24 protein-coding genes and 2 tRNA genes are annotated in these 23,413 nt (G+C 61.5%); 7 read left to right on the top strand and 19 right to left on the bottom strand.

Annotated features, from left to right (window positions below; translation table 11 throughout):
- Entirely contained in the window at positions 1 to 948 is a 948-nt protein-coding gene (locus LGQ03_RS07980; RefSeq protein ID WP_226747980.1) for an NAD(P)H-dependent glycerol-3-phosphate dehydrogenase, read from the bottom strand.
- A complete protein-coding gene (gene tsaD, locus LGQ03_RS07975) occupies positions 945 to 2,039 on the bottom strand; it encodes a tRNA (adenosine(37)-N6)-threonylcarbamoyltransferase complex transferase subunit TsaD (RefSeq protein ID WP_226747979.1) in 1,095 nt (364 codons plus the stop codon). The genes LGQ03_RS07980 and tsaD overlap by 4 nt, the downstream gene beginning before the upstream one ends.
- A 69-nt stretch (positions 2,040 to 2,108) precedes the next feature.
- On the opposite strand from tsaD, the gene LGQ03_RS07970 reads away from it, so the two are divergent.
- From LGQ03_RS07970 to LGQ03_RS07950, 5 genes are all read left to right on the top strand, one after another.
- A complete protein-coding gene (locus tag LGQ03_RS07970; protein WP_226747978.1) occupies positions 2,109 to 2,810 on the top strand; it encodes a uroporphyrinogen-III synthase in 702 nt (233 codons plus the stop codon).
- 71 nt (positions 2,811 to 2,881) lie between these two features.
- Positions 2,882 to 4,021: a COG4223 family protein gene (locus LGQ03_RS07965; protein ID WP_226747977.1), complete on the top strand. Its 1,140-nt coding sequence runs from the start codon at positions 2,882 to 2,884 to the stop codon at positions 4,019 to 4,021.
- 11 nt (positions 4,022 to 4,032) lie between these two features.
- The gene (locus LGQ03_RS07960) at positions 4,033 to 5,490 is read left to right on the top strand and encodes a heme biosynthesis protein HemY (RefSeq protein ID WP_090158144.1); all 1,458 of its coding nucleotides are present in this window, start codon (positions 4,033 to 4,035) and stop codon (positions 5,488 to 5,490) included.
- A gap of 43 nt (positions 5,491 to 5,533) precedes the next feature.
- A tRNA-Thr gene (locus LGQ03_RS07955) sits at positions 5,534 to 5,609 on the top strand.
- 375 nt (positions 5,610 to 5,984) lie between these two features.
- Positions 5,985 to 6,629 (top strand): hypothetical protein, encoded by a 645-nt coding sequence (locus tag LGQ03_RS07950; RefSeq protein ID WP_226747976.1) that lies wholly within the window; start codon positions 5,985 to 5,987, stop codon positions 6,627 to 6,629.
- Here LGQ03_RS07950 and LGQ03_RS07945 read toward each other — a convergent pair whose 3' ends face one another.
- The 7 genes from LGQ03_RS07945 to pyk form a co-directional block, all read right to left on the bottom strand.
- Positions 6,630 to 7,070, bottom strand: a complete 441-nt coding sequence (locus tag LGQ03_RS07945) for an ASCH domain-containing protein (protein WP_226747975.1) — start codon at positions 7,068 to 7,070, stop codon at positions 6,630 to 6,632.
- Positions 7,071 to 7,124: 54 nt separating this feature from the next.
- Positions 7,125 to 8,198, bottom strand: coding sequence for a phenylalanine--tRNA ligase subunit alpha (pheS, locus tag LGQ03_RS07940; protein WP_226747974.1), 1,074 nt, complete (start codon positions 8,196 to 8,198; stop codon positions 7,125 to 7,127).
- A 91-nt stretch (positions 8,199 to 8,289) separates the two neighbouring features.
- On the bottom strand, positions 8,290 to 9,399 hold the full coding sequence (locus LGQ03_RS07935) for a Hint domain-containing protein (RefSeq protein WP_226747973.1): 1,110 nt from the start codon (positions 9,397 to 9,399) through the stop codon (positions 8,290 to 8,292).
- 350 nt (positions 9,400 to 9,749) lie between these two features.
- Positions 9,750 to 10,112 carry a 50S ribosomal protein L20 gene (gene rplT, locus LGQ03_RS07930; RefSeq protein WP_056029998.1) on the bottom strand — a complete coding sequence of 121 codons (363 nt, stop codon included), beginning with the start codon at positions 10,110 to 10,112 and terminating at the stop codon, positions 9,750 to 9,752.
- A gap of 15 nt (positions 10,113 to 10,127) precedes the next feature.
- The gene (gene rpmI / locus LGQ03_RS07925; RefSeq protein WP_056030690.1) at positions 10,128 to 10,328 is read right to left on the bottom strand and encodes a 50S ribosomal protein L35; all 201 of its coding nucleotides are present in this window, start codon (positions 10,326 to 10,328) and stop codon (positions 10,128 to 10,130) included.
- 109 nt (positions 10,329 to 10,437) lie between these two features.
- Entirely contained in the window at positions 10,438 to 10,662 is a 225-nt protein-coding gene (locus LGQ03_RS07920; protein ID WP_226747972.1) for a hypothetical protein, read from the bottom strand.
- Positions 10,663 to 10,698: 36 nt separating this feature from the next.
- Positions 10,699 to 12,144 carry a pyruvate kinase gene (gene pyk, locus LGQ03_RS07915; protein ID WP_090158150.1) on the bottom strand — a complete coding sequence of 482 codons (1,446 nt, stop codon included), beginning with the start codon at positions 12,142 to 12,144 and terminating at the stop codon, positions 10,699 to 10,701.
- A 126-nt stretch (positions 12,145 to 12,270) separates the two neighbouring features.
- Here pyk and LGQ03_RS07910 point away from each other — a divergent pair, with 126 nt between their 5' ends.
- Positions 12,271 to 13,008 carry an N-formylglutamate amidohydrolase gene (locus LGQ03_RS07910; RefSeq protein ID WP_090158151.1) on the top strand — a complete coding sequence of 246 codons (738 nt, stop codon included), beginning with the start codon at positions 12,271 to 12,273 and terminating at the stop codon, positions 13,006 to 13,008.
- Positions 13,009 to 13,022: 14 nt separating this feature from the next.
- Positions 13,023 to 13,319, top strand: a complete 297-nt coding sequence (locus tag LGQ03_RS07905) for a DUF1244 domain-containing protein (protein ID WP_226748187.1) — start codon at positions 13,023 to 13,025, stop codon at positions 13,317 to 13,319.
- Between the two features lie 52 nt (positions 13,320 to 13,371).
- On the opposite strand, the gene LGQ03_RS16650 is transcribed toward LGQ03_RS07905, so the two are convergent.
- The 10 genes from LGQ03_RS16650 to LGQ03_RS07860 form a co-directional block, all read right to left on the bottom strand.
- Positions 13,372 to 13,506 (bottom strand): hypothetical protein, encoded by a 135-nt coding sequence (locus LGQ03_RS16650; protein WP_256212353.1) that lies wholly within the window; start codon positions 13,504 to 13,506, stop codon positions 13,372 to 13,374.
- A 211-nt stretch (positions 13,507 to 13,717) separates the two neighbouring features.
- Positions 13,718 to 13,794 (bottom strand) — tRNA-Pro (locus LGQ03_RS07900).
- Positions 13,795 to 13,836: 42 nt separating this feature from the next.
- The gene (locus LGQ03_RS07895; protein WP_226747971.1) at positions 13,837 to 14,895 is read right to left on the bottom strand and encodes a DMT family transporter; all 1,059 of its coding nucleotides are present in this window, start codon (positions 14,893 to 14,895) and stop codon (positions 13,837 to 13,839) included.
- A gap of 198 nt (positions 14,896 to 15,093) precedes the next feature.
- Complete coding sequence (leuB, locus tag LGQ03_RS07890; RefSeq protein ID WP_226747970.1) at positions 15,094 to 16,200, bottom strand: 3-isopropylmalate dehydrogenase; 1,107 nt, start codon at positions 16,198 to 16,200, stop codon at positions 15,094 to 15,096.
- A 63-nt stretch (positions 16,201 to 16,263) separates the two neighbouring features.
- Positions 16,264 to 17,268 (bottom strand): endonuclease/exonuclease/phosphatase family protein, encoded by a 1,005-nt coding sequence (locus LGQ03_RS07885; RefSeq protein WP_226747969.1) that lies wholly within the window; start codon positions 17,266 to 17,268, stop codon positions 16,264 to 16,266.
- 11 nt (positions 17,269 to 17,279) lie between these two features.
- The gene (locus LGQ03_RS07880; protein WP_226747968.1) at positions 17,280 to 18,218 is read right to left on the bottom strand and encodes a hypothetical protein; all 939 of its coding nucleotides are present in this window, start codon (positions 18,216 to 18,218) and stop codon (positions 17,280 to 17,282) included.
- Between the two features lie 196 nt (positions 18,219 to 18,414).
- Positions 18,415 to 19,020, bottom strand: coding sequence for a 3-isopropylmalate dehydratase small subunit (leuD, locus tag LGQ03_RS07875; RefSeq protein WP_090158154.1), 606 nt, complete (start codon positions 19,018 to 19,020; stop codon positions 18,415 to 18,417).
- Entirely contained in the window at positions 19,020 to 20,423 is a 1,404-nt protein-coding gene (gene leuC / locus LGQ03_RS07870) for a 3-isopropylmalate dehydratase large subunit (RefSeq protein WP_226747967.1), read from the bottom strand. Before leuC ends, leuD begins: the two co-directional genes overlap by 1 nt.
- A 233-nt stretch (positions 20,424 to 20,656) precedes the next feature.
- Positions 20,657 to 22,051: a calcium-binding protein gene (locus LGQ03_RS07865; protein ID WP_226747966.1), complete on the bottom strand. Its 1,395-nt coding sequence runs from the start codon at positions 22,049 to 22,051 to the stop codon at positions 20,657 to 20,659.
- 50 nt (positions 22,052 to 22,101) lie between these two features.
- Positions 22,102 to 23,301 carry a calcium-binding protein gene (locus tag LGQ03_RS07860; protein WP_226747965.1) on the bottom strand — a complete coding sequence of 400 codons (1,200 nt, stop codon included), beginning with the start codon at positions 23,299 to 23,301 and terminating at the stop codon, positions 22,102 to 22,104.
- Between the last annotated feature and the right edge of the window lie 112 nt (positions 23,302 to 23,413).

The following is a 23,413-nucleotide window of genomic DNA, read 5'->3' as shown; positions in this document are numbered from 1 at the left end:
TCATTCCTCCTTGAGTGGGCGGGATAACAGTGTCTGCAATGCGGTTTCGACACTGATTTTCTGTGCACAAAGGCTAGCCACGATGGTGCAGACCGGCAGGTCGATGCCCCGCGCCTGACCCAGGTCCGTGACCGCGACCGAGGTGGCGGCCCCTTCGACCGTGGCAGCCGCATCGATTTGGTCACCAGCACCAAGTGCGAGGCCCCGACGATAATTTCGCGACAGCGTCGAGGTACAGGTCAGCGCCAGATCACCCAGACCGGATAGCCCGGTCAGCGTTTGCGGATCGGCCCCCAGCGCCCCTGCCAGTCGTTGCATTTCGGCAAAACCGCGGGTCATCAACGCAGCGCGGGCGCTGTCACCCAATCCCGCGCCAATCGCGACGCCGCAGGCAATGGCAATCACGTTTTTCAGTGCGCCACCCAGTTCGGCACCGATGGTGTCCGTGGTGCGATACAGACGCAGATTGGCCGTCGATAGTGTCTGTTGCAACGCCCGCCCGGCCGTATCGTCGGCACAGGCCAGCGTCAGTGCGGTCGGCAGGCCCGCCGCGATATCATCGGCAAAGGACGGCCCGGTCAGGATCGCCGCGGTGGCATCGGGCAAGGTCGCGGAAATGCTGGCGACCGGTCCCGTCAGGGTTTCAAGGTCGATCCCCTTGCAGCAGGCCACGATCCGCTTGTTTGCCAACTGGTCGTGATGTGTCTCTAGCACGCGACGCAGGCTCTGTGCGGGAACGGCCATCAGGACGCATTCCGCTGACTGTAGCTGCGTCGCGTCATCGGTGATCAACACGTTGGCGGGAATTGCCACGTCCAGTTTCGGACTGCGGCGGGTCTGGTCCATGCCCCGGAGGTCACGCGCCAACAGCGTGACTGCCCGCCCGTCCCGTGCCAGCGAAATCGCCAGCGCGGTGCCGAATGCGCCAGCCCCTACAACAGCGATCATGCCTTTGCCCCCTTCTTGCCCGATCCCAGCATCGCCGGTGCGGTGTCATCCAGCGGCCAGCGCGGTCGTGCGCCCAGCGTCAGATCATCCTGTTCGCCTGCTGCAAAGCGCGTCAGCCCTGCGTAGGCTATCATGGCAGCATTGTCGGTGCACAGCGCCAGCGGCGGGGCCAGAAACGCCGTATTGCGCCGCGTGCACAAGTCAGTCAGCGCGGTGCGGATCGCCATGTTCGCAGCGACCCCGCCCGCAACGGCAAGCGTGGGTGTGACCGGGTTCAGCGCAAGATACAGGTCCAGCGCGCGTGCGGTTTTCGCCGTCAGCACATCAGTCACCGCAGCCTGAAATCCGGCGGCAAGGTCGGCCTGATCTGTCCGATTGAGTGTCTGTTCCGGACCGATCACGCCGTCACGCGCCCGCAAAAGGGCGGTTTTCAACCCGGAAAAGGACATGTCGCAGTCGTCCCGATCAAGCAAGGGTCGTGGCAGCTTGAACCGTTTGGGGTCGCCCGTTTTCGCCGCGGCCTCGACCGAAGGGCCGCCGGGTTGCGGCAGGGCCAGCAGGCGGGCGGTCTTGTCGAACGCCTCGCCCGGGGCGTCGTCGATGGTGCCGCCGATCCGTTCGAAACGGTCGCGGTCATGCGCGATCAGGAACTGGCAATGTCCGCCGGACACCAGCAGCATCAGATAGGGAAACGGCACCGCGTCCGTCAGGCGCGGCGTCAGCGCGTGACCTGCCAGATGGTTGACCCCGATCAGTGGCAGGCCGGTCGCAGCCGCCAGACCCTTGGCGCACATCACGCCAGACAGCACGCCGCCAATCAGACCGGGACCCGCTGTCACGGCAATGGCGTCGCAGTCCAACAGGGCCAGTCCTGCATTTGAGAGTGCGTCAGCCACGCAATGGTCGACCTTTTCCGCGTGGGCGCGGGCCGCGATTTCGGGCACGACACCGCCAAAATCGGCGTGCAGGGCGGTTTGACCAAAGACGATGGACGACAGCACGGTCGCGTCATCGGCCGTGCCGCGCACCACGGCGGCGGCGGTATCGTCGCAGCTGCTCTCAATGCCGAGGATCGTCAGGGGTCGGGACATGGGGTGCCTGTTGCGCTTGGTCCGGTCGCAGGTAACACTTGGCAACGGTTCTCACAATAACGGCGCGCCATGGACCCCATTCTGATCATCAGCCGTCCTGCGCCAAAGGGGACTGCCTTTGTAGCGCAGCTGACAGCCATGCTGGACAGGCAGCCCGGCGTGATCATGGCACCTGCCTTTGACATCGTGCCGACCGGTGCGCCTGTGCCCAAGGACGGCGGGGTGATCTTTACGTCGGCGAACGCGGTCGCCTTTGCTCCGCTTGGGATGGGACGCAAGGCCTGGTGTGTCGGGCAGGCCACGTCGCATGCGGCGCGGGCGCGGGGTTATCGCACGCTGGTGGCCGAGGGGGACGCCGCCGCGCTGATCGCGCTGATCCTGTCGCAGCGCCCGACCGGTCCGCTGTGGCATCTGGCAGGCGCGCATCGTCGTGGTGATGTAGGCGAAACGCTGCGCGATGCGGGCCTGACCTGCGAAACTGTCGTTCTCTATTCCCAGATTGCATTGCCGCCGCCCATTCCGTTGATTGATGCGGCAGCAGGGAACGCCCCGCTGATCGCGCCGGTGTTTTCGCCGCGCTCTGCCAGCATTCTTGCGTTGCCGGATCGACTTGCCCCGCTATTTGTTGTCGCAATGAGCAATGCGGTCGCCGATGCGGTGTCGGTCCACCGACCTGATGGGGTCGTGGTGGCCGCAGCGCCCGACACCCCGCATATGTTGGGGGCAACCCGCGCGCTTTGGTCTGAAATTGCCGGTACCGGCAACGCTTGAGACCTGCGCCATAGCAGGCTAACGTCGATTGGTGGCAGATTGCCGCGTTTCGAAGAACGAAGGGGAATGATGTGGCAAAGACACCGGCAAAGGGAAAATCCCTTGATCCCACATCAGCGACCACAGCCATGCCGCCCCCTTCGATTCCTGCGCCGCAAACGGAACGTGACCTGGCCGATGTGGACGCAGCTGTCGCTGTGACGGAACAGCCCCGACAGGCTGAAACCGCGCCAACCCCGCAGCCGCAGCAGACCGAAAAGCGGCGTCCGATTTTCCTGCCCATGGCGATGGGCGGGTTGGTTGCCGGTCTCATCGGCTACGGGATTGCCTGGACGCAAACCGGAATGGTGGCACCTGTTGCAGGTGGTGATGACAGCGTTCAGGTGCAGATCGATGCACTGCGCGACGACATCGCATCGCTGCCCGCCGCGTCACCCGCCCTTGACATGACCGGTCTGGAACAGACGGTTGCAGACATACAGGACCAACTGACCGCATTGCAGGACCAGTTTGCGGCCCTGCCAACGGGTGTTACCGACCCCGCCGCACCCATCGTGGGCGAGGCGGCGCAGGATGCGGCTGTGCAGGCCCTCAGCCAGCAGATCGCGGACCAGACCGCAGCGTTGCAGGCGCAGCGCGATGAATTGCAGTCCCAACTGGAGGCCATCCGCGCCGAGGCAGAGACCATTCAGGCAAACGCGATTGCAGGCGCGCGCACGGAAACCGCACGTGCCGCATTGGCCCGTATTCAGGGCGCCGTCGAAAGCGGCGCACCGATGGCCGCCGTTCTCGGCGATCTGGGGGAGGCGCTGGATGGGCCGGTGCCCGATGCCTTGTCAGCCGTCGCAGAAGAGGGTGTTCCGACGATGGAAGCCCTGCGCGAAGCCTACCCCGAGGCTGCCCGTGCAGCCCTGCAAGCGGCCCGCCAATCCGGCGAAGGAACGGAAACGGACGGGGGTCTGGGCGGGTTCCTGCGCAGTCAGCTGAACGTGCGGTCCACTGCCCCAAGAGAGGGCACATCCGCCGACGCCATCCTGAGCAGGGCCGAAGCGGCACTGCGGAGCGGACGCCTGAACGACGCCCTGGCCGAGGTTCAGACATTGCCCGAAACGCCACGCGCCGCGATGACCGACTGGATCACGCTGGCCGAACAGCGTGCAGCAGCCATTGACGCCGTCGAACAACTCGACACCAACCTGACCGCCAATTGAGGGCCTGACACATGATTTCGACACTCCTAAAAATCGCGGTCTTTGTTGTCATCGTTCTGGGTCTGACCTGGGGTGCCGTGCAACTGTTGGATATGCAGGGCGGCGCGATCCTGTCGATCGGCGGATACGAGGTGGCATTGAGCGCGCTTCAGATGGTCGTTGCCTTGGTGGCGCTGGTCGTGCTGGTCTGGATCGGGCTGAAACTGATCAAGCTCTTGGTTGCCGTGTTCCGTTTCCTTAACGGCGATCAGACCGCAATTTCGCGCCATTTCGATCGTAACCGCGAACGCAAGGGGTTCGAGGCCCTGTCAGAAGGTCTGTTCGCGCTGGCAGGCGGCGAAGGCCACTTGGCGATGACCAAGGCCAAACGTGCGGACAAATACCTGAACCGTCCCGACCTGACCACGCTTCTCAAGGCGCAGGCCGCCGAGATGACAGGTGACACCCGCACCGCAGAAGAAAGCTATCGCGCGCTGGTGGCAAAGGACGAAACCCGGTTTGTCGGTGTGCGCGGGTTGATGCAGCAAAAGCTGGCGGCAGGCGATACCGATACCGCCCTGGGTCTTGCCCGCAAGGCGTTTGAGATCAAACCGCAGCACGAGGGGGTTCAGGACACCCTGCTGAGGTTGCAGGCCGAAAAGGCGGATTGGGCCGGTGCCCGCGAAACGCTGGGGGCCAAACTGAAATCGGGTGCGCTGCCGCGTGATGTGCACAAGCGCCGTGATGCCGTTCTGGCCCTGTCAGAGGCCAAGGACATCATGGACGAAGGCCAGGACATGAAAGCACGTGAGGCGGCGATCGAGGCCAACCGCCTGTCGCCCGATCTGGTGCCCGCTGCGATCATGGCCGCACAGGCGCATCTGGAAAAATCAGAGCCGCGCAAGGCCGCCAAGATCCTGACAAAAACATGGGGTGTGACACCGCATCCCGATATCGCTGCCGCATTTGCCGAAATCGCGCCGGACGAAACACCGCAAGAACGTCTGAAACGTTTCCGTGCCCTGACCAAGCAGAAACCGGATCATCCCGAAACGCGGATGCTGTTGGCCGAGCTGAACATCGCGGCAGAGGATTTTCCGGCCGCCAAGCGCGCCTTGGGCCATCTGGTAACCGATGATCCGACCGGGCGCAGCCTGACACTGATGGCCGCAATCGAACGCGGACAGGGGTCCGACGACGCGGTGGTGCGCGGTTGGCTGACACGTGCGCTGACGGCACCGCGCGGGCCGCAGTGGATTTGCGAAAACTGTCAGCATATCCATGCGTCCTGGGGTCCGGTCTGTGACAACTGCGCCGCCTTTGATACGCTGGCCTGGAAACGCCCGCCAGCGGGCGAGGTCGCCATGCCGACAGGTACGGAAATGCTGCCGCTGATCGTTGGGCAAAAGCCGGCAGAAGCCAACCAGGTCGCGGTCAGCGAAGCAGAAGTGCTCGACCCGTTGCCTGCACCTGCCTCGGACAAAAAATAGGTCTTTCCTGACCGCCCATGGGGTGCTAGATCGCACCCCGGATGCCGCATTAGCTCAGTCGGTAGAGCACATCATTCGTAATGATGGGGTCGGGGGTTCGAATCCCTCATGCGGCACCACATCCCTGCATTTCAGATCGACGGCAACCGCCTTAGACGGTCTTGGCGCTGATGGAACCCTTGCGAAGTAGCTGTGCCGCCCATCTGACGGGTTGCGTCAGCCGCATGGATTTGCTGCGCATGACTGCGATGTATCGGGCGCGCAGTCGGCTGACCTGAGCTTGGCAATTTGATATGGCACCTCCCGGCGACATACGCCTCCTTTGGTCAGCCTGTCTTCATCCAGATATTCACGATTTCAACCCGCCCGTAAAAATGAAAGCGACGGCAAAGTGCATCGCGCCATGCGGGTTGCTGCCGATGTACGCAGATTGCTATCGCATAACTGCAGCCTTGTGATCTAAGAGGTCGGCAGAACCAGCAGGAGCCTTGCGGATGCGTCGGACTGTCATTTCATTCTTGGTGTTCATGTCTGCCACGCCCACGATCGCGGAAACCTACGCGATGATGCTGGGCAGTCGGCAGATCGGGACGCTGGAAACCAATGGGGCCAGCCTGCAGTCAACGCTGAACAACACGCCGCTGGGTGTTGCTGACGGCACGTTTCAGGCGTCGGTGACCAAGGTGCAACTGCCCGACGGCAGTACCGCCGAGCAGTATCTGGGCGTGAACCGTGGTGGCAAGACGCGTGATATCTCTGTCATCCGGCAGAATGGCCGCGTGGCAAATGTAACGATTGTGCCTGCCAATGACGCCACTGACCTGAGCGCGCCTGAAACGGTGCCTGCGGATGTTCTGTTTCCGTCAGAGCTGTTCGCCCGGCTGGAACGGGCAGGTGGCTGTCCTGCCCCGCTACAGATGTATGACGGGCGCCGTCTGGTGGCGATTTCCACGGCAAGTACCGAGACCGAAAACGGCCAGACAGTCTGCGACATGGATTACCGCGTCGCGGCTGGCAAAGGACATTTGTCACCGTTCAACTTCAAATCGCTGAACATGCAGCTGGCGTATGCGGGCGGCACGCTGGCGCGGGTGACGGTGTCGGCAGGTGGGTTCGACGTGTCGATGGTCCGGCAGTAGTTACAGACTGCGGCCGTCCAGATCTTCGACCAGTTCGAAAAATTCGAACACCAGCGGCATGTCGTCGGACCAGCCGCCGTTGCGCTTGAAATAATGGGTCTTTTCCGCGCGCCAGCCGTCCAGGGTGTAGCTGCTGCTTTCGGCCTCGGCCATGTCCAGGGTGACGTCACAGAACCGCACGTGTTCGACCCGAGTGGTGCGCAGGACCAGCGCGGGTGACCCGCCCCAGTTTGCTGCAATGTCGCAACGGCCCACGACGGGCATGGCATCTGGATCGTCCTTGAACTCGCGAAAGGGCGCGCAATTCGCCGATTTCTCGCCGCGTCGGACCAGGTCGATCTGTTGCTGGCATTCCGCCTTGGAATTGCCGAACCGAAACGTGCCCGCACCGGGGTAAATGTCGTTGAGGTCGACAATGGCGTCGTAGTCGTCGTCGGTCATGGCAGTCCTGACTATTTCAAAACGAGGGGAAAGCGCCGGGCAACGCGGATGTCGTTACCGGCTCAACCCGCCCCGCAGGGTCGGCACGTCGAGGGCTGAGAAACCGTAGTGGCGCAGCCAGCGCAGGTCGGAATCAAAGAACGCGCGCAGGTCGGGGATTCCGTATTTCAGCATTGCGATGCGGTCGATTCCCATGCCGAATGCAAAGCCCTGCCACTGGGTCGGGTCGACGCCAGCGGCCTGCAGCACCTTGGGGTGGACCATGCCGGACCCGAGGATTTCAAGCCAGTCATCGCCCTCACCGACCTTGAGCGTGCCGCCTTCCCAAGAGCAGCGGATGTCGACCTCTGCCGAGGGTTCGGTGAACGGAAAGTGCGAGGCGCGGAACCGGATATCGACGTGGTCGACCTCGAAATAGGCCTTCACGAATTCCTCGAGCACCCATTTCAGGTTCGCCATGGAAATGTCCTTGTCGATGGCGAGGCCTTCGATCTGGTGGAACATCGGCGTGTGCGTCTGGTCGTAATCGGCACGGTACACGCGGCCAGGGCAGATGATGCGCGTGGGGGCGCCTGATGCCTCCATGCTGCGGATCTGTACGGGGCTGGTGTGGGTGCGCAGCACGGCGGGCGGGCGGTCATCGCCTTCGGCGCGGGACATATAGAACGTGTCCATTTCGGCGCGGGCGGGGTGATGGCCGGGGATGTTCAGCGCGTCAAAGTTATACCAGTCGGATTCGACCTGCGGACCTTCGGCAACGGCAAAACCCATGTCCGCGAAAATCGCGGTGACCTCTTCGGTGACCTGGCTGATGGGGTGGATGGTGCCCTGGCGCTGGTACCGGGTGGGCAGTGTCACATCCAGCCATTCGGTCTGTAGCCGAGCGTTCAGGGCCGCATCGCCGAGGGCGGCCTTTTTCGCGATCAGGGCGCTGTTGATTTCATCCTTGAGGGCGTTCAGCGCGGGACCAGCTGTCTGGCGTTCCTCTGGCGTCATCTTGCCCAGTTCGCGCATCTGAAGGCTGATTTCACCCTTTTTGCCAAGCGCCTGCACACGCAATGCTTCGAGCGTGGATTCATCACCTGCACCGGAAATAAGGTCCAGGTATTTCGCTTTCAGATCGGTCATGTTCGGTCCTTCCGGTGGTGGGCCTGTGCTATATCCTGCCAAGGCATGACGCAAGGTGGCCGAAAATCACCGGTTGGAAATTGTCGTCGCGCTAGCGCGTGGGCGGTTTGGTCGTTTCCGTGTACCGACTCGACTTGATCCTGCGCAGCGCGCGGGGCCTCGCGTCTGTCGGACGCTTTGGGGTTGGCTTGCACTTGGGCGGGCCGGCCAGAATGTTGCACAAGACGCGCCCTTCGAACGCGCGCAGGCTCGGTAGGCTTGTCTGGTATCCTGTGGGTGCCAGGTCGCTGGACCGAAGTTCCGGAAAAACCAGTGCCATCTCTTGCCGGAGTGCGGGACGCATGCTGGTGGACAAAAGATCGCCCAGAAACAGGCTTTCGGCCTCTACACCGTTTGCCAACAGGGTGATGTGCTCTTTGCACAGGATGTGGTGATAGGTCACCGTCGTCAGGTCGGTCGCAAAGTTTGCCATGTAGCCGACAAGTGAAACGGCAGGAACGAAACAATCGACATGGCCGTACAGCAATTCGGTTGCGGGGTGGCGGATCGCGACGCGATGTTGCTGTGACACGATCAAGTCACGAAACGGGGCCCTGCCGCCCATGGCCTCGCTGCTGATCCGAACGGGCACCAGTTTCTGGTAATGCGCTTCGCACAGGGCGTCGAGGTGAATGGTTTTGGCACCTGTCCACAGCACCGTGTGGTTTCTACCCTGCGTATCCAGAACGGTGTCGCCTGGCTGAATATTCTCGATCGCCCGGTTGCCGCTGGGCGTGGTGATCCGCGTACCCGCTAGGAAGCAGGGCACAAAGTCGGGCAGGATAAGGTCGGCTTCCGGATCGATGTTGAATGAAACATTGACCAGGGAAAGTGGCGGCAATCCTTCGGGTACGTAGAAATAGATCTGCCCATCGACTTCGAAGATCGAAATGGGCCGCGGAAAGAGTTCGATCCCCAGTGCGCTGATCAGTGAGACGCTGCCGCTGCCAATGTAATTGATCGTCGATTCCGTGGTCGATCCGTCCAGGATAAATCGTGCGATGCCATCGTCGGCGGAATTCAGAATGCCGTCTGCATCGTTGATGGTTGCACCCTGTGGTGGTCCGACCCCGTTCAGGACGTTGACGTTGGTGATACCGCCCAGGTTGAGTGATGCCAGAGTCCCGTCGTAGGGACGTACGGTGATTGCAGAAGCACCCATGACCATTCTCCTTACAATGTCGTTGATCACGACCCGGGGGAAGTCTAGCGCGCTTGGGGCAAGGTCTGTCCAGACACAACTTTGACGCGATTAATCCATAAATTTTAACTAATCGTAGAAATCATTGCATGGCGGTTGGTTAGGTCATTGTTTCCCAAATGGAAACTGATCACAATTTGTCGATGACAATTTCCCTGCCTAAAATGAATGCAGAAAAAGCGTCATTCCTTGTTGCCCGGTTGGGAAAACGAATCTTTTGAAAGAATTCCGATTATTGAAATCAGACATCGAAAACGAACAAAGCCGCCCCGATTTGGGGCGGCTTTGTCGCGTGCATCGGATGTATTGGCTTAGGCGGCCAATGCGTCCTTGGCTTTGTTCACGATCGCTTCGAATGCCTGCGGCTCGTTCACGGCCAGATCGGCCAGAACCTTGCGGTCGACTTCGATGCCAGCCAGCGACAGGCCGTTGATGAAACGCGAATAGGTCATCTGTTCGTCGATCGCGCGCACGCCGGCGTTGATACGCTGGATCCACAGGCTGCGGAAATTGCGCTTGCGGTTGTGACGGTCGCGGGTTGCATACTGCTGCGCCTTGTCGACAGCCTGCGTCGCGACCTTGAAGGTCGTGGAACGGCGGTCGTAATAACCCTTGGCTTTATCAAGGATTTTCTTGTGGCGACGGTGGGTGACGGGTCCGGATTTAACGCGCATGGTTGGTCCTCCTGATCAGCGTGCGTAGGGCATCATTGGCTTGATGATCTTTTCATCAGCCTTCGCGAGAACCGTGGTGCCACGGGCGTCGCGGATGAACTTCGTGCTCCGCTTGATCATGCCGTGGCGCTTGCCAGCCTGACCTGCCTTGATCCGGCCAGAGGCCGTGATCTTGAACCGCTTCTTGCAGCTCGATTTCGTCTTCATCTTCGGCATTTCCATCTCCTCATCGGGTGGTTGGACGCGCGACTCGGCATGCCATTCGGGCCGGACGCGCGGTAAGAGCGGGCCTTGTAGGACGGTGTTCAGGGTTTGGCAAGCGGGTTTAGAGGCCGAAACCCGCCAGAACCCGCATCACCACATCAGGCAAGGTTTCAAAGGTGTAGGCCCCGGGGCGATGACGTACCGCGTATCCAATCATGACAGCGGCAAGCATAATGATTATGGCAGGTGCACGCGGCACCCGCCCATCAACCATCGCCGAGATAATTGCCGGGATCGACAAGACTCCGAAAACGACGCCGCCCAGAAAAATCAGGTCGGTATCCATGTTTCATCCTCAATAAAATAACTGCAATGCCGCAGCCTATTCTGTATCGGAGCTGTGAATCAATCTTTCCTGGCAGGGGGCGACGCGCAGGATGTTCGTGGAACCCGGCGTATTGAAGGGCACACCGGCCGTAACGACGATCATGTCGTCTTCGGTTGCCATGCCCTCGCGCAGCGATGCGCGCACCGCTTCGATGACGGCATCCTTGAACCGGTCGACCTGACCGCTCAGCACGCTGTTGATCCCCCACATCAGGCACAGCTGACGCGCGGTGGTGATGTGATTGGTCAGGGCCAGGATCGGGACGCGGGGGCGTTCGCGTGCCACCAATGCTGCCGTGCTGCCCGTCTGCGAATAGCAGCAGATCGCCTTGATGTCGGATTTTTCCGCAATTTCGCGTGCGGCGGCCACGATTCCGTCAGCGACAGAGCTGCCAGAGGTTTTACGGCTGCTTTCGATGATTTCGGTATAGGTGGGGTCGGCCTCGACCTCAATTGCGACGTTGTCCATCGTGGTCACAGCCTCGATCGGGAACGAACCTGCGGCGGATTCGGCGGACAACATGATTGCGTCGGACCCTTCGTAGATGGCCGTTGCCACGTCGGATACCTCGGCGCGGGTCGGCATCGGGGAATCGATCATCGATTCCAGCATCTGCGTCGCGACGATCACCGGCTTGGCTGCGGCGCGGCATTTGCGAACCAGCTGTTTCTGGATCGGCGGCACGTTCTGCACGGGCAGTTCAACCCCCAGATCGCCACGGGCGACCATGATGCCGTCGCTGACGGCAAGGATATCGTCAAAGTTTTTGACGGCAGCGGGCTTTTCGATCTTGGACAGGATCTTGGCCCGGCCCTTGCACAGCGCGCGCGCCTCTTCCACGTCAGAGGGCCGCTGGACGAACGACAGGGCCAGCCAGTCAACGCCCAGATCGCAGACGAATTCCAGATCCTTGCGATCCTTGTCCGACAGCGCGGCCAGAGGCAGCACCACGTCAGGCACGTTCACGCCCTTGCGGTTGGAAATCATACCGCCAACCAGAACCTCGGTATCAGCGAAATCACGGCCACAGTCCTTGACCCGCAGTTTGATCTTGCCGTCGTTGACCAGCAAATGGCTGCCGGGTTCCAGCGCGTCAAAGATTTCCTTGTGCGGCAGCTTTACGCGTGTCGCATCGCCTTCCTCATCCTTGAGATCCAGACGGAAGGATGCGCCGACCTCCAGCATTTCTTCGCCGTTCGCAAAAACGCCGACCCGCAATTTCGGACCCTGAAGGTCAGCGAGGATACCGATGGGGGAGCCCATGTCCTTTTCGATCTTGCGGATCGTGGCGTGACGCACGCGAATCTCGTCGTGGCTGCCGTGCGACATGTTCAGGCGGAACACGTCGGCACCGGCCTCGTGCAGCTTGCGGATCATTTCATAGTCGTCCGACGCAGGCCCGAGGGTGGCGACGATCTTGACGTTGCGATTACGTTTCATGTGTTGGTCCTTTTCACCGGCGGTGAGACGGGCGTTAGCGGTAACGCACTAGTTGGGCCGGTTATTGCGCAATTCCCTTCGCGCTACAACTAGACTAGGTGGGGTGACGAAAAAATGACGGTGCACATGACACAAGAATCCTACGATATCGTCGGTGCGGACCGGCCCGGACGCTGGATCGTGACCTGCGACCACGCAACCAACATCGTCCCCGACTGGATCCATGGCGGTGACCTGGGTCTGCCGGCGGCGGATATGAACCGGCATATCGCCTATGATATCGGGGCCGAAGGCGTCGCGAATGGTCTGGCGGCAGCGCTGGACAGTCCGATGATCGCAACTCGGTTTTCGCGACTGGTCATCGACCCCAACCGGGGCGAACAGGATCCCACGCTGCTGATGCGGCTGTATGACGGGACGGTTATCCCGGCCAACCGTGCCGCGGATAGCGCCGATCTGACCCAGCGGCTGGAACGGCTCTATCGGCCCTATCATGCGGCGGTGGCAGATCTGGTGGCTCAGCGCGACAATCCCGTGTTCTGCGCCATCCACAGTTTCACACCACAGCTCAAGGGGCGCGCGCCGCGACCTTGGGAAGTTGCGATCCTGTATGCCGATGACGCGCGGTTGGCGGCCCCATTGGTGCAGGCCTGCCGCGACGCCGGTTGGGTCACCGGTGACAACCAGCCCTATTCGGGCAATCTGCCGGGCGACAGCGTTGATCGCCATGCCCACCAGCATGGCATTCCCAACATTCTGATCGAGCTGCGGCACGATCTGATTACCACGCCGCAGGATCAGGCGTTGTGGGCCGGACGCCTCGCCCCCATCTTGAAACAGGTATTGGCCGACACCGGCCTATGACAGGAGGATTGATGATGGATGACGCAACCCGCACCGAAATCGAAGCGGCTGCCTTTCGGCGATTGCAGCAACACCTGATGCAGGACCGGCCTGACGCGCAGAACATCGACATGATGAATTTGGCTGGATTTTGCCGAAACTGCCTGTCCCGCTGGTATCAGGAGGCCGCGAACGAACGAGGTATCCCGATGACCAAGGACGAAGGCCGCGAGGCATTTTACGGGATGCCGTTCGATGAGTGGAAAGCGAAACACCAGACAGAGGCAAGCCCGGCGGCGCAGGCGGCCTTTGCAGACAGCCACAAGGACTGAACGTGAAAAGGGCGGCCACTATGGCCGCCCTTTTTTCGCGATGGTCGGGGGATCAGTCCTTGGACTTGTCCGCGCCCTCTTCGTTCTTCAGCTCGTGATGAACCGCCTCTTCGGGGCGTTCCTTCTGACGCTCGGTCGCCTCGACGGCCTTGTTGTCACCGGTCAGGTTGCTGTTCGTCGCACTCATGTCATTCTCCTCTTGTTGTTCGTTGGCTCAACGCAGGGGAACGGTTCAGGGTTCCATCCTGGTCGGACGCGGACCGGCAAATGGTTTGTTTGATTGGTGCTGCGGCGACATTCACGACCCGTGGCAGGGCGACGACATCCGGCATCAGACAGGGACAATCGACTGTCCACTGCAACATGCCATGGTGCGATTGCCTGCAAATTTTATGATCTGGTCGGGCTGAGAGGATTCGAACCTCCGACCCCCTGCTCCCGAAGCAGGTGCGCTACCAGGCTGCGCTACAGCCCGACCGTGGCGGCGTCGTAAACCCGCCACGGCGGTTTGACAAGACTATTCCGTGTCCTTGCGCCGCGGTTCCGCAACGGGCGGAACACGGCCCGGCAATCCGCGCAGATGGGGTTTGGGCCGGGCCGAAGGTGCATTGGGCGGCACCACCCGCGGGGACTCCTGGTGCGGTTCCATCTCGCGCGGGCGCGGTCGCAGGAATGTGCCCGTCTCGAACCGCAGGCGCATCCGCAGGTTCGGCGTTCCGCTGTTGTCGGACCGGCTTTCGCGCAGGACGATATACAGGCCACTGGCAATGATGATCGCCGCACCCAAAACGGTGCCGCCATCCGGCACCTCGTCAAAGAACAGCGCACCGAAAATCGCGGCCCAGATGATCTGGCTATACTGCATGGGGGCGACGATCACGGCCTCGCCTGCCTTGTAGGCCCCGATCACCAGCAGGCCGGCGAAAAAGGCAAAGGCGGATATCACGAACAGCATGCCCATATGTTCGACCGGCATCGGTTCATATACGAAGCCGAGTGCGGCGCCCATGACGACAAAGTTGCCCGCCATCGGATACAGCATCAGCACGACGGGGCGTTCGTCTGCCCCGATCTTGCGCACGATCAGGCCTGTCAGCGCGGCCCCGAATGCACCCAGCAATGCCGCAGCGTGACCCAGTTCCAGCGTCGTGCTGCCGGGCCGCAGCACCACCATCACACCGGCAAGGCCGACCAGAACCGCCATCCAGCGGCGCAGGCGCACCTGTTCGCCCAGAATCGGAATCGCAAGAATGGTAATCAGTAGCGGCGTGGCGAACAGGATCGCATAGACCTGTGCCAGCGGCAGCACGGAAAAGGCGTAGAAGACGCAAAACCCGGTGACGACGGCAGCCGCGGTCCGCAGCGCCATCCAAAAAGGGTGTTTTGGCAAAAGCGTGCCGGGTGTGGCGTCCTGCATCAGCTGAAAGGTCGCCAGCGGGAACGACAAGAGCACTGAAAAGAACACGATCTGGATCGGTGAATAATCCGCGCCAAGGATTTTGATGAAAACATCGTGCGTCGAAAAGATCGCATAGGCTGCCAGCGCCAGCAGCGCGCCTTTTGCATTCGGTGCCATGATAACGTCCTGCCTTGGAATAGCGTCAGTTCGACGGATGCGCGTTGATTTTGCGCGCGTCAAGTCCCGAAGCCGATCCGCGGCAGCCTGTTTTTCGGCTGCTCATTTACGCGCCAGCCGGGGCCGCCTGCGCTGCCACGGGCGCAAAAAAGGATGGCCCCGCTGCAAGAGCGGAGCCATCGGGATCGTTGGTCTGAATTACAGGCTGGCGTCGAGCGCGGCCAGAATCCGGTCACCCATCTGTGTGGTGCTGATGGGCGAACCGCCCTCTGGGCCCAGCAGGTCGGCGGTGCGTGCACCGTCGGCCAGCACGGTCTCGACCGCTGCCTCGAGGCGGTCGGCCTCTGCGCCCGCATCAAAGCTGTAGCGCAGCGCCATGGCGAACGACAGGATGCAGGCGATGGGGTTGGCCTTGCCCTGACCTGCGATGTCGGGGGCTGATCCGTGCACCGGTTCGTACAATGCCTTGGGGCGGCCGTTTGCCATGGGCAGACCCAGCGAGGCAGAGGGCAACATGCCCAGCGAACCGGTCAGCATGGCGGCTGCATCGGACAACAGGTCGCCGAACAGGTTGTCGGTGACGATCACGTCGAACTGCTTGGGGTTCCGCACCAGCTGCATGGCACCGTTGTCGGCATACATGTGCGACAGTTCCACGTCGCTGTATTCCTTTTCGTGGACTTCGGTCACGACCTGACGCCACAGCACGCCGGATTCCATCACATTGGCCTTTTCCATCGAACAGACCTTGTTGCCGCGACGGCGGGCCAGCTCGAACGCGGAACGCGCGACGCGGGCGATCTCGGATTCCGTGTAGCGCTGGGTGTTGATGCCGACGCGTTCGTTACCTTCGGTGTGGATCCCGCGCGGTTCGCCGAAATAGACACCAGAGGTCAGTTCGCGGACGATCATGATGTCGAGACCGGCGACGATATCGCGCTTGAGCGACGAGAAATCCGCCAGCGCATCGAAACACTGCGCGGGGCGCAGGTTGGAAAACAGGTCCATTTCCTTGCGCAGGCGCAGCAGGCCGCGTTCGGGCTTCAGGCTGAAATCCAGATCGTCGTATTTCGGCCCGCCGACGGCACCCAGCAGAACGGCGTCGACCTCTTGGGCGCGGGCCATCGTGTCGTCGTGCAGCGGCGTGCCGTGCTTGTCATAGGCGCACCCGCCCACCAGATCCTCGGACACATCAAACGGCATGTCGCGTTTGTCGCCGTACCAGGTGATGATGCGTTTCACCTCGTCCATGACTTCGGGGCCGATGCCGTCACCGGCGAGGATCAAGAGAGAGGGGTTCGACATGTCAGCGGTCCTTGTGACTAAAGGTTTGCGCGTGGCGTAAACCCAAGGACCGCCGGGATCAAGTCAGCGTGCAATATCGACCCAGACCATCCGGTGCGGTCCGGCGGCCGCGACAGCCTGGGCGAGGGGATCATCGCCCGTTGGCCAGACGACACCAGCACCCGTTACCGACCAGGTCGCGGCGGGCAGAACATAGGACACGCGCAGATTGCCGGGTCCGTCATCTGGCCAGTCGGCGGTGTCCAGCGCAGGATCGCCGGTATGGTCCGGGTTGGCCGCCGCCAGCCCACCGGGACTGTCCGGTGCGGGGTCGATGATGCGCGGATCGGCCAGAAAGGTCTGCATCGCCGCGCGATACCCGGCCCCGTCAGCGGGGTCGAGGTTGGCATTGCCGATGATGATGAAATCCAGCGGTGCATCGTGATCCAGGATATGGGCCCATAACCGCAACTCGTCCCGGTTGCGCAGGCCATTGCGATCCTCGGGCCCGTCGAAAACGGGCGGCGTCGCGCTGTAGGCCATCAGTGTCACAGGCCCGTCGGGTGCTGCGATCGGCACGATCCAGTGAGCTGTCGAGGACAGGCGCTGCACGGCCATGATGTCTGCTGACCCCAGCGGCCCCTCGGGCAGCGTCGCCCCCGGCAGGTCGCGCCACAGCATTGCGGACAGGTCCCGCACTTCACCTGTGATGATCGGATAACGCGACAGAACAGCGAGACCGCTGTCGCCCGGAAACCGGCCATAGCCCTGCGCGTCGCGCGCCTCGCCCAATGTGCCGTTCCCATCAAGGTCCAGACCTGTCGGCAGGCCCGTATTGGGTGCCAGTGCAAAGCGATGCGGGTAGTTCAAGCGCTGGGCGAGTGCTGCGAGGGTCAGACCATCGAGGTCATGGTCCACGTCCGTCAGCAGCAGAATATCGGCATCCGTGTCCAGCACGACTGCAGCCACAGCATCAATCTGTGGGTCGTCGCGTCCGAGGTCGCGAAGCAACAACCCCGGCCCGTCGCGACCCAAGGGCGCGGCAAAGGTGGCGATGCGCAGAGGTTCTGCCTGGGCAACCGTGGCCACCAGCCACAGGATCAGACCGGCAGCAAACCATTGGCAGCAGCGGCGGCGTATGCGCGTTTGCGCTGGGCATGGATCATCTGTGCCACCCGCGACAACGCGATCCCGCGCATCAACAAACTCGAAGGCAAGAATGCCCATGCGGCCACCATCCAGATCAGGGTCTGCGGATCGTTCAGCGCGATCGGAGTGGCATAGATCGTGATCAGCTTGCCAATCGCCGGGATTAGGAATGGCAGCAGAAAACCTAAGATAAGGTTAATCTGGCTGTCACGGTTCAGGCGCACTACCACATCGTCGCCAGCGGTGGGGTCGAACATGGGCAGATTGATCCAGACGTTGAAACTGTCGGTCCGACGCGGCCAGCGTTTGACCCGCAGCATCACGATGAACGTCGCAATCGACAGCAGCGACACGACATAGGCAAGTCCCGCTGCAACGCGCAGCGTTTCCATGACATGGGCGGGTGTGTCGTCGGTCATCATCAGTTGGATCAGGCGCACTGGCGAAAACGGCACGTCCATCGCGTTGCCGACCTGCTGTCCGATGACCTGCAACAGCATTGTCAGCGTGGACGGCGCCTCTTCGCCGCGCATGATCAGCGACAGGGTCAGAACGGTCACGAACAGGGCGGCAAAACGCAGGCGGTTGAACGGGGGGGCGCTGCGGAATTCGATAAAGCTGGGGCTGGCGGAACTGTATTCGACGACCGTGAAAATCGCGGCAAAAATGGCAACGAGGGCGACAACGGCCGAATTGCCGCCTGCGGGCTGCGGTAGAAACAGCGTCGGCGTCGCAATAAGCGCCAACACGCACAAAGCGCGCGCGAACGCCTTTAGCAGGGTCGTGTTCATCGACTGCTCGTCCTTGTTACGGCCAGGGGCGATACGATGCCGACCCTTTGTTCCGTTTTCGTGTCCCGCAAATGTGGCGGGCTGCCTCTTGATTGCCATAATTCTGCCCCTTTCATCCCGGTCGCACAAGCGCCTGAGATATATGAGGAAAGCCGTTGGCCGTTTTGGGGCAGGGGTGGTGCGGCTTTGCAACCCTTTTGTGGCGCTCGTGCGTCAGCCTTGGGTGTGACCACAAAATGATGGGGCCAGCTCGCGCCAGCCCCATACAGACAGTTTTACTCAATCAGTGTTGTTTTCAGACCCAAGGGCGCGACGTGGCGGCCTGTTCCTCGAACGCCTTGATGGATGCGGCCTTTTCCATGGTCAGACCGATGTCATCCAGACCGTTCATCAGGCAATGCTTCTTGAAGCTGTCGACCTCGAAGGTGAACACATCGCCGTCGGACGACGTGATGGTCTGCGCTTCCAGATCGATTTCGATCCGGGCGTTCGACCCTTTTTCGGCGTCTTTCATCAACACGTCGACCTGTTCCTGTGGCAGCACCACGGGCAGGATGCCGTTCTTGAAGCAATTGTTGTAAAAGATATCGGCGTAGCTGGGCGCGATCACGCAGCGGATTCCGAAATCCTTGATCGCCCAAGGTGCGTGTTCACGTGACGACCCACAGCCAAAGTTGTCGCCCGCCACCAGAATTTCGGCGTTGCGATACTGCGGTTTGTTCAGCACGAAATCGGGGATTTCGTCGCCATTGTCGTCATAGCGCATCTCGTCAAACAGGTTCACGCCCAGACCCGACCGCTTGATGGTCTTGAGGAACTGTTTGGGGATGATCATGTCGGTGTCGATGTTCACCAATGGCATGGGTGCCGCGATTCCGCTGAGTTTGTCGAACTTGTCCATTACATCATCTCCCGAACGTCGGTCAGTTTGCCAGTGATCGCGGCGGCGGCGGCCATGGCGGGCGACATCAGGTGTGTGCGTCCGCCGCGACCCTGCCGTCCCTCAAAGTTGCGGTTGGAGGTTGCCGCACAACGTTCGCCCGGTGCCAGCTGGTCCGGGTTCATCGCGAGGCACATGGAACATCCGGCCAGACGCCATTCGAAACCGGCCTCCTTGAAGATATCGGCCAGACCTTCTTCTTCGGCCTGCGCGCGGACCAGACCCGACCCGGGCACGACCATGGCGCGTTTCACAGCAATTTTCTTGCCCTTGAGGATCGCGGCAGCGGCACGCAGGTCCTCGATCCGGCCGTTGGTGCAGGACCCGATGAACACGGTGTCGATGGCGATATCGGACAGTGGTGTACCGGGCGTCAGGCCCATGTAATCAAGCGAGCGCTGCGCCGCGCCGACCTTGCCGCCATTGAAATCGGATGCGGCAGGCACGTTTGCGGTGATCGGCAGTACGTCCTCGGGCGATGTGCCCCAGGTCACAGATGGTGCGATGTCCTCACCCTTGAGTGTCACGACCTTGTCCCAATGGGCATCGTCGTCGGAATACAGGGTTTTCCACCACGCCAGCGCGGCTTCCCACTGTGCGCCCTTGGGGGCATGCGGGCGGCCCTGGCAATATGCGAACGTCTTTTCGTCGGGTGCAATGAGACCCGCGCGCGCGCCGCCTTCGATCGCCATGTTGCAGACGGTCATCCGGCCTTCCATCGACAGGTCGCGGATCGCCTCGCCACAGTATTCGATGACATAGCCCGTGCCGCCGGCGGTGCCCGTGACACCGATGACGGACATCGTGATATCCTTTGCCGTGACACCGGGGCGCAGCTTACCAGTGATTTCGACCTTCATATTCTTGGATTTCTTCTGGATCAGCGTCTGGGTCGCCAGCACGTGTTCCACCTCGGACGTGCCGATGCCGTGGGCCAGCGCGCCGAATGCGCCGTGGGTGGCGGTGTGGCTGTCACCACAGACGACGGTCATGCCGGGCAGGGTCCAGCCCTGCTCGGGCCCCACGATGTGCACGATTCCTTGCCGAACGTCAGACACGGGATAGTAGTGAATGCCGAAATCCTTGGCGTTCTTGTCCAGTGCAGCGACCTGGATACGGCTGTCCTCGGTCATCGTTTCGGCGTTGGCGCGGTCCAGCGTGGTCGGCACGTTGTGATCGGGCACCGCGATGGTCTTGTCGGGGGCATGCACGGTGCGGCCTGTCATGCGCAGACCTTCGAACGCCTGCGGGCTGGTCACTTCGTGAACCAGATGGCGGTCGATATAAAGAAGGCAGGTGCCGTCGTCGGCTTCATGCGCGAGGTGCGCATCCCAGATTTTATCGTAGAGGGTCTTGGGGGACATTGGTCCACTCCCATGTGATTGGCTGTTGGAAGAGATCGGTCTGACGGGCGTCACGCGACGCCGCGCGCATCATAGATGCGCGAGGATCGTCCGGTTCGCGCCGAAGAACCGCCAAGGCAGCCGGGCGCGATCATCCATGTCGAAAAACCTGTTCATGCGGGGCGAGATATACCTCGCCCCGCTTTGTCGCAAGAGGGAAGGCGGGTGCGCGGCTGTTCGCGGCACCCTCATTTTCAGGTTACCAGTGCGGGATCGCTGACCAGGGCGGTGAAATTGTCCTCGGTCAGGTCGGCGGCTGTGACGTTGTTCAGGCGCACGACGATATCGCCGTTCACCGCACCTTCGGGTGCTGGTTCCACGAAACGTACGAGGGTGTAGCGTCCGGTTTCGTCGATAACCTCTTCGAGTGACACCATGACCTCGGATCCCAGACTGTCCTCGGGGGCATCCTCGACCAGCAGAAGCATGCTGATCTGGTCGGTTTCGGGGTCAAAGTCGGTGATCGTGGCGTTGGCCGCGATGTCGACCCGGTCGGCACCGTCGCCCAGCGTGATCTGGTCGGTCCCGTCAAGATCATAGGCGGTGATCAGGTCATTTCCCGCCCCGCCAAACAGATCGTCGCTGCCGGCACCACCAGACAGCACGTCGTCGCCCGCGCCACCAAAGAGCTGATCATCCCCGGCACCGCCGTTGATGACGTCATCGCCCGCGCCGCCATACAGCAGGTCGTCACCGGCAGCACCGCTGATAGTGTCGTTCCCGTCGCCGCCGCTGACATCGTCGTTTCCGTCACCGCCGTCGAGGTCGTCATCGCCGTCATTGCCGCCGATCTTGTCGTTGCCAGCCCCGCCGTCAATCGCGTCGTTTCCGTCACCACCGAACAGGATGTCGTCGGATTGTCCCGCGCTGATGGCATCATCACCGTCACCGCCAAACACGCGGAACGGTCCGGTATCGGCAGTATCCGCGATCGTTACGGTATCGTCGCCCTCGTTGCCGAGGATCAGGCCGCTCCCGCCGGTCGCGTTGATCGTATCGTCGCCCAGACCGCCAAAGGCACGGTTCACACCCGCGACCAGATTGATTTCGTCGTCACCTGTGCCGCCGCTCAGCGTGTCGTCGCCCGCACCATCGAACAGGACGTCGTTGCCCGCGCCACCGAAGACCTGATCGTCGCCTGTGCCGCCGCCGATCAGGTCGTCGCCGAATCCGCCGTCGACGATATCATTGCCAGCATCGCCACGAATTTCGTCATTGCCCAGACGCCCGCGCAGGATGTCGTCGCCGTCACCGCCGCGCAGCGTGTCGTCGCCGTCGTCACCGATCAGCGTGTCATCACCACCGGCACCATTCACGGAATCGTTGCCGGTCAGGGCGCTGTAGCGATTGTCGTTATCGTCGAGGGTCAGAACGTCGTCACCATCGGTCCCCAGCTGAAGGGGCGCGATCGGCGGATCGGTGGGTTCCGGTGTCTCGGGTTCCGGTTGCGGTTCCGCCACCTCGGTCACGCCAAGGGTCAGACCATCGTCCGCCGGCGGGTTATCGTTTTCGTCGTCATCGTCATTGTCATTGGTCAGCGCGTAAATCAGGCCGATCCCCAACAGGGCCGGTATAAGAAAAAGTTCCATCAGATCATCCCCCACGGATTGGTTGCATCGTTAAAGGCGGCAGCAGACCGCTAAGCGTCGAAATCCGGCAAAGTTGGCCTGAAAGTCGCGTCAAGCGTTGCCGTGCGATCCGCCGAGCTGAGCAGCGACAGTGTCACACTATCACGCCGCAGATCGTCCGGGTCGACATTTTTCAAGATCACGACCTGTTCTTCGTTCTGGACCAGACCCGATTGGCCCTCTGGCACGGAAAGGCTGATCTGTGTATCCGCGCCGACGCCCCGGATCATCAATGTCGGTGTCAGCGTCGTGTCAGGGTCCAGCCCGTCGGGGAGTTCGACCTGAAAATCGACGGTTTCTGTCGCCGGATCAAAGTCAAAGATCGTCGTCTTGCCTGTCGTCGTCGCGACAAAGCTGTCGGTCCCCTGATTGCCCGTCAGAAAGGCGTCGCCATCCGCGCTGATCAGGGTGTCGTCGCCAAATCCACCGTTCAGCCGTGATACAGCCTTGCCCGCGTCGGCACCTTCGGGTTCATAAGTGCCCAGGGTATCATCGCCGGTGCCGCCAAACAGGCTGTCGCCGATGCCGGACATCACGTCGTTCCCGGCCCCGCCATCCATGCGCGTGCCGTCCGGGGAAGCAAATTCGTTGATGGCGACCATGACATCGTCACCGTCATCGCCTGACAGCACGCCAGCCTGACCCTGATAGACAATGATGTCGTCGCCGTCGCCGCCGAACACTGTATCTGGATTACGGCCCGAGGCGATGAGGTCGTCACCCGCGCCACCGTAGATGATATCGAACCCCTGTTCGTCGATGATGATGTCGTCGCCGTCGCCACCATCGGTCACGTCACGACCGACGCCCGGCAAGATGAGGTCGTCGCCCGCGCCACCGTCGATATCGTCCGAACCCGATCCACCAACGAGAAGGTCGGGACCTGCGCCGCCACGCAGCACGTCATCACCTGCGGCCCCGTTCAGAATGTCCGACCCTGCACCGCCGATCAGAACATCGTTGCCGCGAAATGCCTCGATCTGGTCATCACCATCCGCGCCGGTCAGCGTGTCATCACCGACTGTCCCGGTGAGGGTCTGATCTGCATCGGGCGATGATACGGGTGTCGGCGCAGACGGCTCGGACACTTCTGTCTGGCCCAGCGTCAGACCCTCGTCGTTTGCAAGATCATCGTCGGAATCATCATCGTCCGTCGTGAATGCGTACAGCAGACCGATCCCAAGCAAAGCTGGCAAGACGAACAGTTCCATCGTCAATCCCTTGACATGCGACGCATTGTTTCCGAAGTGAATACAATATAGAAATCAATGCGTTATAATTGTGGCAACTTGACCTTTGTCGAATGTTGCCGTCGAGTCAATG

Origin of the sequence: Loktanella gaetbuli (assembly GCF_020531945.1) — a bacterium.
Lineage (GTDB): Bacteria > Pseudomonadota > Alphaproteobacteria > Rhodobacterales > Rhodobacteraceae > Loktanella > Loktanella gaetbuli.
The sequence above is the reverse complement of the archived record's forward strand: the minus strand, read 5'-3'. Positions and strand labels throughout refer to the sequence as shown.

Coding starts and splice junctions, on each gene's coding strand:
- LGQ03_RS07945 (WP_226747975.1), bottom strand. CDS start 7,070: ATGACCGACGACGACTACGACGCCATTGTCGACCTCAACGACATTTAC.
- LGQ03_RS07895 (WP_226747971.1), bottom strand. CDS start 14,895: ATGGCACCGAATGCAAAAGGCGCGCTGCTGGCGCTGGCAGCCTATGCG.
- leuC (WP_226747967.1), bottom strand. CDS start 20,423: ATGTCCCCCAAGACCCTCTACGATAAAATCTGGGATGCGCACCTCGCG.
- LGQ03_RS07920 (WP_226747972.1), bottom strand. CDS start 10,662: ATGGATACCGACCTGATTTTTCTGGGCGGCGTCGTTTTCGGAGTCTTG.
- LGQ03_RS07980 (WP_226747980.1), bottom strand. CDS start 948: ATGATCGCTGTTGTAGGGGCTGGCGCATTCGGCACCGCGCTGGCGATT.
- rplT (WP_056029998.1), bottom strand. CDS start 10,112: ATGCGCGTTAAATCCGGACCCGTCACCCACCGTCGCCACAAGAAAATC.
- LGQ03_RS07950 (WP_226747976.1), top strand. CDS start 5,985: ATGCGTCGGACTGTCATTTCATTCTTGGTGTTCATGTCTGCCACGCCC.
- rpmI (WP_056030690.1), bottom strand. CDS start 10,328: ATGCCGAAGATGAAGACGAAATCGAGCTGCAAGAAGCGGTTCAAGATC.
- leuB (WP_226747970.1), bottom strand. CDS start 16,200: ATGTCGAACCCCTCTCTCTTGATCCTCGCCGGTGACGGCATCGGCCCC.
- tsaD (WP_226747979.1), bottom strand. CDS start 2,039: ATGTCCCGACCCCTGACGATCCTCGGCATTGAGAGCAGCTGCGACGAT.
- pheS (WP_226747974.1), bottom strand. CDS start 8,198: ATGACCGATCTGAAAGCGAAATACCTGGACCTTATTTCCGGTGCAGGT.
- LGQ03_RS07860 (WP_226747965.1), bottom strand. CDS start 23,301: ATGGAACTGTTCGTCTTGCCAGCTTTGCTTGGGATCGGTCTGCTGTAC.
- LGQ03_RS07970 (WP_226747978.1), top strand. CDS start 2,109: ATGGACCCCATTCTGATCATCAGCCGTCCTGCGCCAAAGGGGACTGCC.
- LGQ03_RS07905 (WP_226748187.1), top strand. CDS start 13,023: ATGGATGACGCAACCCGCACCGAAATCGAAGCGGCTGCCTTTCGGCGA.
- LGQ03_RS16650 (WP_256212353.1), bottom strand. CDS start 13,506: ATGAGTGCGACGAACAGCAACCTGACCGGTGACAACAAGGCCGTCGAG.
- LGQ03_RS07880 (WP_226747968.1), bottom strand. CDS start 18,218: ATGGCAATCAAGAGGCAGCCCGCCACATTTGCGGGACACGAAAACGGA.
- pyk (WP_090158150.1), bottom strand. CDS start 12,144: ATGAAACGTAATCGCAACGTCAAGATCGTCGCCACCCTCGGGCCTGCG.
- LGQ03_RS07910 (WP_090158151.1), top strand. CDS start 12,271: ATGACACAAGAATCCTACGATATCGTCGGTGCGGACCGGCCCGGACGC.
- leuD (WP_090158154.1), bottom strand. CDS start 19,020: ATGGACAAGTTCGACAAACTCAGCGGAATCGCGGCACCCATGCCATTG.
- LGQ03_RS07865 (WP_226747966.1), bottom strand. CDS start 22,051: ATGGAACTTTTTCTTATACCGGCCCTGTTGGGGATCGGCCTGATTTAC.
- LGQ03_RS07960 (WP_090158144.1), top strand. CDS start 4,033: ATGATTTCGACACTCCTAAAAATCGCGGTCTTTGTTGTCATCGTTCTG.
- LGQ03_RS07935 (WP_226747973.1), bottom strand. CDS start 9,399: ATGGGTGCTTCTGCAATCACCGTACGTCCCTACGACGGGACTCTGGCA.